The sequence below is a fragment of the Pseudomonas sp. YuFO20 genome (genome assembly GCF_035064975.1).
Lineage (GTDB): Bacteria > Pseudomonadota > Gammaproteobacteria > Pseudomonadales > Pseudomonadaceae > Aquipseudomonas > Aquipseudomonas putida_AE.
On record NZ_JAXDEO010000002.1, the window covers coordinates 90346 to 103774 of the forward strand.

Consider the following 13429-nt stretch of genomic DNA (forward strand, 5'->3'; position numbering starts at 1 on the left):
CGGGCTTTCAATTTCCGGTTCAAGTGCCCTCCTCCAATAAATACAAAAAGGTAACACCATGGACGCTGCAGCTCAGGCGAGCGTGACTACGCACGCCAAAACCAGTACCTGGGTGCTGGTCTTCATCTTCTGTTTTCTTGGATTGCTGATCGACGGTGCCGATCTGATGCTGCTTTCCTACAGCCTCGGCAGCCTGAAGGCCGAGTTCGGCCTGAGCAACGTTGAGGCCGGCAGTCTGGGAAGTTTCACCTTGGCCGGGATGGCCATCGGTGGCATCTACGGTGGCTGGGCCTGCGATCGTTTCGGTCGGGTGAAAACGGTGGTCTGGAGTATCACGCTGTTTTCCGTAGGCACGGCGGTACTGGGCCTTACGCATAGTTATTGGCAATTCGCGATCACCCGATTCATAGCCTCGTTGGGGATCGGCGCACTGTATGTGGCGTGCAACACCCTGATGTCGGAATACGTGCCCACCCGCTACCGCACGACAGTACTCGGTACCCTGCAGGCAGGCTGGTCCGTGGGCTATATCGTCGCGACGCTGCTGGCGGGCTGGATACTGCCGAGCCATGGCTGGCGCTGGCTGTTCTACGTCGCGATTATCCCGGTGATCCTGGCCGTGGTGATGCAGCATTTCGTGCCGGAGCCACAAGCCTGGATCAACGCTCAGGCTGAGCGTGCCCGGCAGAAAATTGCTGGTATCCACAGCCGGGCTTCAGAAAAGCGTGAGGGTATGTACAAACTGATTTTCAGTGACCCTCAGGCTCGTCGCATGTTCCTCTTCTGGGCTATGACTGCCGGCTTTTTGCAGTTCGGTTACTACGGTGTGAACAACTGGATGCCGACGTACCTGGAAAGCGAACTGGGCCTGAATCTCAAATCCATGACCGGCTACATGGTCGGCACCTACACCGCCATGATCCTGGGCAAGGTTCTCGCTGGCCTGGCCGCTGATCGTATCGGACGTCGTACCGTATTCGCCTTTGGCGCCCTGGGGACTGCGATCTTCCTCCCCGTGATCGTGCTTTTCCAAAGCCCGGAAAACATCTTGTGGATGCTGGTGGTGTTCGGCTTTTTGTACGGCATTCCATACGGTGTAAATGCCACGTACATGACCGAAAGCTTCGAGGCCAAGTTTCGTGGGTCCGCCGTCGGCGGTGCCTACAATATCGGGCGCCTGGGCGCAGCGATTGCGCCGGCCGCAATCGGGTTCCTCGCCTCCCATGGTTCGATCGGCGTGGGCTTCCTGGTGATGGGCGCGGCCTACTTCATCTGTGGCGTGATTCCGGCGCTGTTTATCAGGGACAAGCAGTTTGACCCGCAAAAGCAGTAGAGCTTTGTAAGCCCTGCAGGCTTGCTATTGCTTGGCATCGCAGTGGCGAAAAAAACCGGCGCATTACGCGCCGGTTTCACATTTAGAAGGGATAAGGCTGGTTGGAGGGTTCAACCGTGACCCACTTGACCTCGGTAAACTCCTCGATGACCGCGCTGCCATCGAAGCGTCCGTAGCCGCTTTTCTTCATTCCGCCGTAAGGGGCCTGCGGTTCGTTTTGTACGGTGGCGCCATTGATGTGTACGCAGCCTGCATCCAGTCGGCCCGCCAATTCCAATGCCCGTGTGACATCGCGACTGAAGATTGAAGAGGAAAGACCGTACGCGGTGTCGTTGGCGACCTCCAGAGCTTGCTCGGCCCCCTTCACCCGTACGATCGTTGTAACGGGTCCAAAGGTCTCTTCGTCGTAAATCAACATCTCACGGGTAACCCGATCGACCAGTGTCGGGCCCATCAAAGCATTTTCCGCCAGGCCACCAGCCACGATGTCAGCGCCCTTGCCGATGGCGTCATCGAGTAAATGATTGATCCGTTGTACCGAGCCCTGGCCGATCATCGGACCAATCACGCAACTTGGCGACGTCGATGGAACGCCCGTTTCCAGCGATCTCACGCGTTCCGCAAAACGAGAAACGAATTGGTCGGCAACCGCTTCATCGACCACGAAACGCTCGGTCGACATGCAGATTTGACCCTGATAAAGGAACGCTCCGAAAACGGCCGCGTTGACTGCTCCGTCGATATCCGCATCATCCAGAACAATAAAAGGTGCTTTACCACCCAGCTCCAGGAGGCATCGTTTGAGATGACTGGCGCAAGTCTGAGCAATCATGCGGCCAACCTTGGTCGAGCCGGTGAAATTCACTCGACGTACAACGTCATGAGCTACCAGTGCTTCCGTCACAGCAGACGCGTCCTCTGGCGCGCTGATCAGAAAGTTCAATACCCCGGCCGGCAAACCGGCATCGTAAAAGGCTTCGGCCAGCAACGCATGCGTACGTGGGCTGCTTTCAGAACCCTTGAAGATCACTGTATTGCCACACGCCAGTGGGTAGGCGATAGCCCGTGCGCCGAGAATGACCGGCCCGTTCCAAGGCACGATGCTCAGTACCGCGCCCACCGGTTGGCGCAACGTCATCGACAGTGCACCGGGCTTGTCGGTAGGTATGGTTTCGCCTTTGATTTGTGTGGTCAGGGCCGCGGCTTCACGCAGCAGGTTGGCCGATGCACCCACGTTGAATTGTGCCCAGAGTTGCGAAGCGCCAATCTCTTCGGCCATGACCGAGCAGAACTGCGCCATTTTCGATTCCAGGGCATCGGCTGCCGCGAGCAGTATGCGACGACGTTCGGTTGGGCCGGTTTTTGACCATGTCCGGAAGGCGCGTTGGGAAGACTCGGCAGCACGGATGGCGTCCTCGACGCTGCAGGCTGCACCTACGCTCACGGTCGCGGCACTGAGCGGGTCGATACGCTGGAAAGTCTTGCCATTGGAGGCGTCGAGCTTTTGATTGTCTATTACGATTTGAACGGTCATTGCTGGTTCCTTGGGAAATCGAAAAAGTTAGACCGAAGCAGGGACTGGCATGCGAAGAATCGGTTTGATGGTGACACCGCGCTCGCTATCGGCCATCGCCTGGTTCACCTCATCGAACTCATAAAACTTGCATAGCTTGTCGAAGGGAAATCGGCCCTGCAGGAAGAGATCAACCAGCTTCGGAATAAAGGCATTGGCAACGACATCGCCTTGCACGATGCCCATGATCCGTTTGCCGGGAATCATCACGTCGTTGATATTGAAGGCAACCTCGGTACCCACTTTGGTAGCGCCGACGATGCCACAGGTGCCGAGCGTGGTGACTGAGTCGATCGCCTGGCGCAATACCTCGGAGCGACCGGAGCATTCAAGGCTGTAATTGACACCGCCCTGGGTGATGGCCTGAATGCGTTGAACCGGATCCTCTTCGCGACTATTGATGACATGGGTCGCTCCCAGTTCGAGAGCCAGTTCCAGGCGACTCGGAGTGACGTCCACAGCAATGATGGTCGTAGCGCCAGCGACCTTCGCCGCCATTACCGCTGCCAGTCCGACCGCACCTGCACCAAAGGCGGCGAAGCTCGATCCTGCCTCAACCTTGAGAGCGTTGAGAACTGATCCTGCGCCCGTCTGAATGCCACAACCCAGCGGCCCCAAGAGTTCCAATGGTGCCTGCTTTGGGACTTTGACGACGTTGCGCTCATTGGCGATCGTGTAAGTGGAAAATGAGGATTGGCCAAAGAAATGGTCGTGGATGGCGTGGTCGTTGCCACATGAGCAAGCGGAGGTACTGCCATCGAGGCGGCCGCCACCAAAGTTCAGCGGGTGCATGTGCGTACAATGTGCCGGGTGACCTGTTTCGCAAGGCAGGCAAAGACCGCATGACATGTACGTCATGACCACGTGATCGCCTGGTTGCACGGTCGTCACGGCAGAACCGACTGCATCGACGACACCGGCACCTTCATGACCGAGGATGATGGGCAGAGGAGTGGGAAACAGCTGATCACGCACCACCATGTCAGTGTGGCAAACACCTGTAGCGACCACACGCACGCGCACTTCGGTTGGACGAGGAGCCTCGAGAAGGACATCCTCAATTTGCAATGGGGCTCCCGAGGTGCGTAGTACTGCGGCACGGATGTTCATCGATTGTGCATCGGTCCGGGACATCGTTGTCTCCTTGGTGTGGTTCGTCAAAGCCGAGAAAACGTCGGTTTGTCAGGCAGACTGCAACGCACGCGGGCGTTGGCTGCGATGGGTTGCTTGTTCGCTGGCGGCCGGACGCAGGCTGAAATTGAAAGTCATCTCGGCAAAGCGCCCTGCCACACCCATGGCGGCGGCTCGTTCCTCGTCTTCCACAAAGCGAACTTCACCAATCAGCCCGTCACGAGTCGCGTAGGCGAAGTCGTCCCACAGGTACTTGTCATTCGACAGATTGATCTGGGTGGTCAGATGTTCATGCCCAGGGGCAGAAATGAAAAAGTGGATATGCGCGGGTCGCTGACCGTGGCGGCCCAAGTGATCGAGGCATTCCTGAGTCGGGCCGGCTGGATCGCAACCGTAGCCCGAAGGCACGATGCTGCGAGCCCGGTAGCACCCATTGGCGTCGGTGAGAATCCGGCGACGCAAGTTGAATTCAGACTGGCTCTTGTCGAAGTAGGAGTAGTTGCCCTGGGTGTTGGCTTGCCACAAATCCACGGTGGCCCCAGCGATCGGCTGGCCGTTCAGGTCGGTTACACGCCCTTCCAGAAACATCACCGTTGCTGTGCCATCCTCGGTTCCATCATCCATTCGAGTTTGGTACTCGCACAGCGGAGCGCCGGCGACGTACAACGGGCCTTCAATTGTCCGTGGGGTGCCACCGGTACGACCCGCTTCGGCGTCCTTGGCATCGGCCAGCAGATCAAGGAAGTGTTCGATGCCGAGCCCGGCGACCAGCAAACCTGCTTCGTTTTTGGCGCCCAGGCGGTTGACGTAGTCCACGGCACCCCAGAATTCATCGTCGCTGATCTGCAGATCTTCGATCACTCTGGCGACTTCCTGCAGCAACCGAAAGACTATCTGCTTGTGGCGCGGATCGCCTGCATTGTTGTCCAGCCCAGAGGCTTCTCGGAAGAATTGCTGCAATTGCGGCAGTTGAGAAATTTTCACTGTCATTTCGATTCACCTGATCTTATTGGTATGCACCCACGAAGAGAGCCGCTGGGTGCTCCCTTCGCTCGTGTCGGTTCAAATCATTCCGCGACTGCTCGCCAGCCTAACTGGCCACGGGCTTCTTGAAGGTCGGACTGCATGTCGTGATTCCATAGCCAGTCGAAGCGCTCGGCGAGGGTTTTGCTCAATAGTTGTTCGTCATCGGCCACAGCTGGATCACGCATTTCATACAGCTCCCCGGCTTCCCAGGAGGTACGCTGCACACGGCAGGCACGGGGACGACGGATGGCGTCGTAAGCTTCGAGCACCGCCTGTGGCTGGCTGTCCAGGACCTGCGGATCGGCCAGCAAGCGCGCCAGAAGCCAGGCGTCTTCCAGGCCTTGACCTGCGCCGGCGCCCTGGTGTGGCAACATCGCATGCGCAGCATCGCCGATCAGACCCACGCGGCCGTGCACGTAACCTGGCAACTCATCGAGTTCATGCAGCGCCCAAAGGGTGGGGGATGGAATGCATTCGAGCAGCACCCGAGCAGCGTCTCCCCAATGGTTGAAGGCAGAGAGCATTTCTTCCTGGCTGGCATTGCGTACCCACGGAGCATCGCTTGGCCAGGTTGGATCAGGACGACTGCGATCGGAAATGAAGGCTACAACGTTGATAAGCCGGCCTTGTTTGACGGGGAACGTGAGGATATGAGCATCAAGCCCCAGGTACATCTGCGGGACGTCGATCAAGTGTTCATCGACACCCCGGGCCCGGTAGGCCTCGCGCAGCTGTTGGCTGTCGATCATCCCGCGATAGGCGCAGGTACCACTGAAACGCGGCGCAACCAGGGGTTGGCCAAGACCGTTGAGAACATGATCACGAATCGATGACTTGATACCGTCCGCGGCGATCAACAAGTCGCAGCGATACTCTGTGCCATCGGTGAACACCACGCGAGCCTGTTCGGCATCTTGCTCGACACTGACGGCGCGCTTGCCGAATTGAGCGATTCCCTCCGGCAACTGGCTGGCCAGCGCATCGAGGAAGTCAGCACGGTGTACCGATGACTGCCCTACCCCTTCGGCCAGGCTTGCGCCCAGATAACCGGCATCTTCACCACGACGCCATTCGAACCAGATGTCCTGCCAGGGATCCTGCGTCTGGTCGGCAATCTTGCGGTAGGGTTCGGCAATACCCAGGCCCGCGATGGCACGAACGGCGTTGGCGCCGAACGAGACACCCGCTCCGACCTCGCCAAAGGCAGGCGCCGATTCGAATAATTGCACGTCGAGGTGGGAATGACGGCAAAGGTCCAAAGCCAGAGCCACGCCGGCGATACCGCCGCCAACAATGCCGATTTGCAGTTTGGATTGAGAAGTACGCATAGCAAGTTACCCATGAGGCTGATTGTTATTGGAGTAAGCAAATCATCGCCATCCGAGCGCTATTGATAAATACCGCAACCCCCATACATTCCATCATGGGTGTGAATATTATTCTTCAGATCGGCCAGGCATCGGTCAGACGAGCCCTCCCCCGGGCTCGTCTTTTTCTGCAAAAGTTACTGCGCGGGTTGCCGGGATAAAGCAGCCTGACGGCCTGGAGCGTTCTGAATCAGAAACACCAGAATGGCGATGGCCCCTATCAATCCTGGTATGGCGAAGATGAGAAAGCTGGCCTGCAGTGGTAGTGATGAAGCGTGCAGTGCCCCACCCAGCAGCGGACCGATAATGGCACCGGTTCGCCCGATACCCATCGCCCAACCAAGCCCGGTAGACCTTATGTGCGCGGGGTAATACTGCACCGTGCAGGCGTTGGCCAGGATCTGCGTACCAATGGTGCACGCCCCTGCAATGGCGATGAGCAGATAAAGAACGGGTAACGGCGCCTTGAGCGCCAACAGGCTAAGGGCTAACGCTCCGCAACTGAAAAACGCGAACAAGACCTTGGCGATCCCGATACGGTCCCCCAACCATCCACCCGCCACCGCGCCAATTATCGCGCCGATGTTTAACGCCAGCAAAAACGCCAGGCTGGAGTTCAATCCGTAGCCTGCGGCCGTCATGAGTTTCGGCAGCCAGGAACTCAGCGCGTAAACCATCAGCAAACAACAGAAAAACGCCAACCACAGCATGAAAGTGTTCACCTTGCGGCCGTCCTGGAACAGCTGCGCAATCGACACTTTCGTGCCTTTGGCGACCATCTGGTTCAACTGGTCATTGGGAGTGGGTACGTAAGACGGCTCGGCTTGTGCCAATAGATTTTGAGCCTTCACGGACTGCCCGGTGCGCAGTAGAAAATCCATCGACTCCGGCAGTTGGCGTATTAAAAAAGGCAAGGCCAACAGAGGTATCAGCGCTACATAGAACACCGCTTGCCATCCCCATTGCGGGATGAGCACCATGCCCAGGCCCGCCGATAGCATTCCGCCCAACGAGTAGCCGCTGAACATGATCGCCACCAGGGTGCTGCGCGATTTCTTTGGCGCGTACTCGTTCATCAACGCCACAACGTTGGGCATCACCCCACCGATCCCAAGACCGGCGATAAACCGGCACAACGCAAACGCCTCGGGGCTCTGCGCCAAGCCGTTGATCGCTGTGACGCCACTGAAGATGGCGACACACATCATGATGGTTTTACGTCTACCTATACGATCGGACAGTGAACCGAAAAACAACGCCCCCAGCATCATGCCCACCAGCGCGCAACTGCCCAGCGCACCAGCCTGCAACGAACTGAGGCCCCACTCGGACATCAATGAGGGCAGCACGACCCCATAGATGACCAGATCGTATCCGTCGAAAATGATAATCAGCGCGCACCAGAACAGTACGCGCGCATGGAAGGCATTGAACCGTGCCCCGTCAATCAGGGCTGACACATCTATCGTACGCATGGCTTCGCTCTTCTTGTCATTGTTATAGAGCCGGAGGATCTGGCGCCTCCGGTTACTGCACGTGCCTAAGGGTGAAATGCAGATGCGCCCATACCCGGGCATTGGCTCGATCATGGGCAAACCCACAGCCGGGATAAATGCAGCCAGGCGAATACTGATTATTTCGATCGTGAATAAAGCTCATCGGCGTACGCATCTGAAACCAATATGCGAACTGGTGGTATCCGGGGCTTGGGGTGAACGGGCCGGCGCGCGGTAGCGCTGGCAGTAATCCGGAGCGCAAAGATGGGAACCGCCTTTGAGCACCCTCATGTTTTTCTCGCCACCGCCTTTGGCACAGCAGGAAGGCTTACCGCTACCCCGTCCGGGATTGTTGAATGGCGTGATTGTCCATTCCCAGACATTACCGATCATGTCCTGCAGCCCGTAACCATTGGCAGGAAATGCGCCCACTGGCGAGGTCCGGTCGTACCCATCCAGAGCAAGGTTGCGCCAGGGAAAATTTCCCTGCCAGATGTTGGCCATATGGCGTCCATCCGGCACAAGTTGATCGCCCCAGACAAACTCGCTGCCTGTTCGCCCTCCCCACGCGGCAAATTCCCATTGCGCTTCGGTGGGCAGCTCGCAACCCACCCACTGGGCATAAGCATGCGCATCTTCGAGGCCAACATGGACCACCGGATGCTGGTCGAGACCTTGCAGGTTCGAGTCGGGCCCCAGCGGGTGACACCAGTCGGCGCCCGGAACCAATGACCACCAACGGCTCACATCGTCCAGTTGAACCGGGCCGTCGGGCGGCATGAATACCAGCGATGCCGGCTGCAACAGATCCGGTGCGACGCCGGGATAGTCTTCTGGCGCCAGACACCGTTCTGCTTGAGTCACATAACCTGTTCGAGCAATAAACGCTGCGAACATGGCGTTGGTGACGGGAGTGGCATGCATGAAAAATCCAATGACCTCCTCCCAGCGCACGGGGCTTTCTTCAGGGTAGTGATCTTGAGATCCCATCAGAAATCGGCCCTCAGGAATTCTGATCAGGACGGCCCCGTTGCGATCAACCAGACCGGAGTCAACGTGATTGTTCATCTGCCGTCTCGTAATGCTTGATTTCATTGCCGAATCGAATTTTTGTGGCGAGTTCGGTATCCCATTCGATCCCGTTGCGGGCCTGGCATTGTTGCCATTGGTTCAACAGCGAGCGAGTGACCTGTGGCTGTTGAGCCGCAAGATTGTGTAACTCGGTGGGATCTTTCCGGATGTCGAACAGTTCCCATTGACCTGTACCCCAGGGCGCATTACTGAAGGTCATCTTCCAGTTCCCCTGAAGCAGCGAGACCCGGCCAAACAGCTCAGTGCACTGGACTTCATCTGCAGGATGTACGCTGGTCTGGTTCTTCCTCAGAAAGCTCAGGGCTGAGCTTCCCTGCATTTTCGCAACGCTCGCATCCTCAGTGGAGGGGTGCTTGATCTGAGCAAGCTCCAGAAACGTAGGGGCGATGTCTTTGACGCTCATGTAGGTATCGGAAACTTCTCCGTGACGCATGCCTGGCCCCTTGATGAACGCAGCAGTACGAATCCCCCCCTCATAGGTGAATGCCTTGTACATTCTGAAAGGTGTTGAGCTCACTCGCGCCCAGTTGGGACCGTAGCCGCTGAATGACCCGGGCTTGCCAATATTGTTGAGTGAGTTGTCGAAGTGTTCGGCAATCCATTTGCCATTGTTTGGCGTTACGTCTTCGGGGTTGCTTCCTTCCGCGCCGTTATCGGAAAAAAACACGAATACGGTATTGTCGTACTGGCCGGTGTCTTTCAAGTGTTTGACCAGCCGCCCGACGTTGTCGTCAAGATTGGCGATCATGCCGGCATAAATTTCCATCCGGCGAGCTTCCAGTTGTTGTTCTTTGGTCGAGAGTTTCTCCCAGCCAGGCCAGACATCGGGTCCCGGGTTGATATGCACATCCCGGGCAACCAGACCCTTGGCCTTCATCCGCTCAAGTCGGGCCTGCGCGATGGAGGCATACCCTTTATCGTAAAACCCTCGATATCGCTCTTGATAGGCCGCCGGGACTTGTAATGGCCAGTGGGGAGCGGTGTAAGCCAAATATGCAAAAAACGGTTTATCGCTGTTACCTGAGTCGATTTGTTTGATTGCAGTAGAAGTGAAGTAATCAGACGAGTAACCGAAATCCTTCGGCAGTTCTATTTCTTGGCCGTTGAGTCGATAGGTGGCCTTGGGATTCTTATCCGTTGTTCCGCCTTGGGTGAAGTGGTCGGCCGATCCTTCGATGAGGGCAAAGGACTGGTCGAATCCCCGCGCGTCGGGACTTAGCTCAGGGGTTCTGCCCAGATGCCATTTGCCGACCATCATTGTCCGGTAGCCATTGGCCTGTAGCAGTTTGGGAAAAGCGACCACCCGATCGGTCAGGTAGCCCTCATAACCGCGCTTGCCCTTTTGTTCAGGCAGTACCAGCTCAGCCATGGTGCCGACACCTGCGATGTGGTTGTCGGTTCCGCTCATCAACATGGAGCGCGTCGGGGAGCAAGTGGGCGCCGTATGGTAATTACTCAGGATTACGCCCTGATTGGCTATAGCGTCCAGGTTAGGCGTTTTAATCTCACTACCGAAGGCACTCAGGTCGGAATACCCCATGTCATCGGCGACAATCAAAACGATGTTGGGTCGCAGGCCTCTGTCGATGGGAGCGGCGTTACTTGCAGGAGCAGCGAGAAGGCTCATGCCACCCGCCAAAGCCAGTGAGCAGATTAAATTTGGTTTGAATACTTCACGCATTGCATCTCTCCATTATTATTTTTTTTGACCGCACAGTCTGTGCACCCGTCAAAATACAAACTGGGTGTAGACCCCGAAATAATCAGAGTTTTTTCCGCCAATATCCTCCAGCGCTTGCCCCGCCTGCACATGGGTATACATGGCATGCACAGTAGTGAATCGATTAAGTCGCCAATCGAAAATGAAGTTGGTATTGGTTGCCACATGCCGCGCATCACCTTGAGCTGGCGCATAAGGAGCGCTGGTCGGCAAATAATAAATACCGTCGCTGGTGCTCTCTCGCATCAAGTAGTCGACGTTGACTTCAGCTTTGACATTCGGGGAAAACTTTAAAGAAAGTACAGCAGGTGCAATATTGATCATGTTGGTGGCGGTGAACCAATTTGCATCAGTGAATACCAGGCCGGAGGCAAGTGCAGGAGCCACGAAGTCGCCCAATGTGTTGTCCTTGGGATCATCATCGCCACTGAACGCGTTTGCCCGAAACCCAAGTCGAGGCGAATACTTCATGTCATTGAAGGTGTACCCGGCCTGAGACATCACTCCCCAGGCGCGAATGCTTTGCCCGGCGCTGCTACCGCCTTGCAAAACGGCTTCGACGTCATAATCCCATTGCGACTGCTGGCCGTAGAAACGAGCGCCGTAGCTGTTGCGTCGTTCGCTGCCTGAGCTACTGGTGTAGGTCGCCCTGTCGCGCCCGAAGGTATAGGCGTACAGGTCGACCTGGCCGCCCGCCGGGCTCCATACATTGGTGCCATACAGTCCGGAAAAATCTTGGGTCTTGTCACGCTGATCATCGAATTCCAACGGATCAATCTGCGTAGGGCTGACGGAAAATAACTCCCAACGCGACTTGCTCGGCGTGGACCAGGTTAACTTGGCGCCGTCATAGGTATAGCGAACATTGGCCCCTTCGCGCAGGCCGACCAGGCGGACGCTGCCAAGTGGCATCACGAATCGGCCGGCACGCAGTTGAACGGTACCGTAAGCAGGGTCACCGGTGGTCAGTTCGACAAACCCTTGCTGAATATCCGTCTTATCTCGATTGAATCGACTTTCGCGTTCTGCCTGAAACTCGCGGTTATCGCCAAGTTCAGCAAACACCCGCAAGCCATTACTCAAGTTGAGGTCACCACTGATTCGCAAACGCTGCTGAAGCATGCTGTTGGGGTTACTCGCTCCTCCAACCCCTAATAATGCATGTTCATAGTCTTGGTATTGGTAGCGAATCTCACCACCAATAGACAGGTAATCCTTGGCATTATCCGAAAGAGGGATATAACGAATGCGGCCGAGGAAATCCGATTCACGTATTTCAGGATCGGCGAGATAAATGGGGTTATCTCCCCATGGAATACTGGCGGCGGGTGGAAGAACCAAGTTATCAGCTTGCGCAACTGACGCAGAGGCTGCTATCAGCAAGCAAGGGAATGAGCCGTTAGCAAACGCTCTTGTATTTTTGTGCATGCCAAGCCTTTATTATTTTAGTTATTGCATTTTTGGATGTCCGCGTCCTTTCATTCAGCCAATGTGAATTTCACTCTGCGCTCCTGCAGAATCGATAATGGCCAAGCCATCTGCCGTGATAAATGCAGCGAGTCGAATACCCGCTATTTCGAACGTGAATAAAGATCGAGGGCGAGCAGAAGCCCCGTATATCTCGCGATGGACGCGGCCGTATGGCACTTGTTAGGCTTTGGGGACTTGCAGCGGCGATTTCAGAGCGGTGCAGACCCAATAATGGGCAAAGATCTATTGCCCTCATGAGCGCGCAATCTGCACGAGGCGTTATGGAATTACGTGAGCTTGACCTCAATCTTCTGCTGGTATTCAACCAACTGCTGGTTGACCGGCGGGTATCGACCGCGGCGGATAATCTCGATCTGACCCAGCCCGCTGTCAGCAACGCGTTGAAACGCCTGCGTGTCACCTTGAACGACGAGCTTTTCGTGCGCACTTATCAGGGAATGGAGCCCACGCCTTATGCCCGGCAGTTGGCCGAACCCGTCGCACTGGCCATTCAGACCTTACGCGACGCACTGAGCCGACAGGACACGTTCGACCCGCTCAGCAGCAATCGAAGATTTACCATGGCAATGACCGATATTGGCGAAATCTACTTCATGCCACGGCTAATGGACGCGCTGGCTGAACGCGCCCCGGGGTGCTCGATCAGTACACTGCGCAACACTTCCGATACCCTGGCCGAAGGGTTGCAAAACGGTGCGATCGACCTCGCCGTTGGATTACTGCCGCACCTGCAAGCCGGTTTTTTTCAACAGCGCCTGTTTCACCATCGCTACGTGTGCATGTGCCGTAAGGATCACCCCGCAACCCGGGAACCGTTAACGCTTGAGCGTTTTTGCAGTTATGAGCACGTTCGCGTCGTAGCGGCCAACACGGGACACGGTGAAGTCGATACGTTTCTGGCGCGGGCCGGTATCGAACGAAACATACGCCTGGAGGTGCCCCATTTCGTAGCGGTTGGCCACATCCTCCAACGCACCAACTTAGTGGCAACAGTGCCTGAGCGATTCGCCAGCAGTTGCGAACAACCCTTTGGCCTCGCGGTTCTACCGACGCCTGTGGAACTGCCGAACATCGAAATCAACCTCTTCTGGCACGCACGCTATAACAAAGATCCGGCCAATCGTTGGCTTCGCCAACTGATGTTTGAGTTGTTTTCGGACTAAGCCACCTGAACAAGTACCGCTACGACGCCAAGGCAGG

10 protein-coding genes are annotated in these 13429 nt (G+C 56.5%); 2 read left to right on the plus strand and 8 right to left on the minus strand.

All coding sequences use genetic code 11. The features are described from left to right. The first annotated feature begins 58 nt into the window (after window positions 1–58). Complete coding sequence (locus SOP85_RS01720) at window positions 59–1333, plus strand: MFS transporter (protein WP_110753630.1); 1275 nt, start codon at window positions 59–61, stop codon at window positions 1331–1333. An 82-nt stretch (window positions 1334–1415) separates the two neighbouring features. Here the strand turns inward: SOP85_RS01720 and SOP85_RS01725 are convergent, their stop codons facing one another. The 8 genes from SOP85_RS01725 to SOP85_RS01760 all read right to left on the minus strand — a co-directional run bounded on the left by SOP85_RS01725 (window position 1416) and on the right by SOP85_RS01760 (window position 12166). Beyond that, a complete protein-coding gene (locus SOP85_RS01725) occupies window positions 1416–2867 on the minus strand; it encodes an aldehyde dehydrogenase (protein WP_323625861.1) in 1452 nt (483 codons plus the stop codon). Between the two features lie 27 nt (window positions 2868–2894). Next, window positions 2895–4040: an NAD(P)-dependent alcohol dehydrogenase gene (locus SOP85_RS01730; RefSeq protein WP_323625862.1), complete on the minus strand. Its 1146-nt coding sequence runs from the start codon at window positions 4038–4040 to the stop codon at window positions 2895–2897. A gap of 48 nt (window positions 4041–4088) precedes the next feature. Further along, a complete protein-coding gene (catA, locus tag SOP85_RS01735) occupies window positions 4089–5027 on the minus strand; it encodes a catechol 1,2-dioxygenase (RefSeq protein WP_323625864.1) in 939 nt (312 codons plus the stop codon). Between the two features lie 77 nt (window positions 5028–5104). After that, window positions 5105–6391 (minus strand): salicylate 1-monooxygenase, encoded by a 1287-nt coding sequence (salA, locus tag SOP85_RS01740; protein ID WP_323625865.1) that lies wholly within the window; start codon window positions 6389–6391, stop codon window positions 5105–5107. Between the two features lie 176 nt (window positions 6392–6567). Then, on the minus strand, window positions 6568–7905 hold the full coding sequence (locus tag SOP85_RS01745; protein ID WP_323625866.1) for an MFS transporter: 1338 nt from the start codon (window positions 7903–7905) through the stop codon (window positions 6568–6570). A gap of 180 nt (window positions 7906–8085) precedes the next feature. After that, on the minus strand, window positions 8086–8994 hold the full coding sequence (locus SOP85_RS01750) for a formylglycine-generating enzyme family protein (RefSeq protein ID WP_323625867.1): 909 nt from the start codon (window positions 8992–8994) through the stop codon (window positions 8086–8088). Then, window positions 8978–10699, minus strand: a complete 1722-nt coding sequence (locus SOP85_RS01755) for an arylsulfatase (RefSeq protein ID WP_323625868.1) — start codon at window positions 10697–10699, stop codon at window positions 8978–8980. The genes SOP85_RS01750 and SOP85_RS01755 overlap by 17 nt, the downstream gene beginning before the upstream one ends. Window positions 10700–10747: 48 nt before the next feature. Then, complete coding sequence (locus tag SOP85_RS01760) at window positions 10748–12166, minus strand: alginate export family protein (RefSeq protein ID WP_323625869.1); 1419 nt, start codon at window positions 12164–12166, stop codon at window positions 10748–10750. A gap of 323 nt (window positions 12167–12489) precedes the next feature. Between SOP85_RS01760 and SOP85_RS01765 the strand changes: the two genes are divergently transcribed. After that, window positions 12490–13392, plus strand: a complete 903-nt coding sequence (locus SOP85_RS01765) for a LysR family transcriptional regulator (protein ID WP_110753616.1) — start codon at window positions 12490–12492, stop codon at window positions 13390–13392. The last annotated feature ends 37 nt before the right edge of the window (window positions 13393–13429 follow it).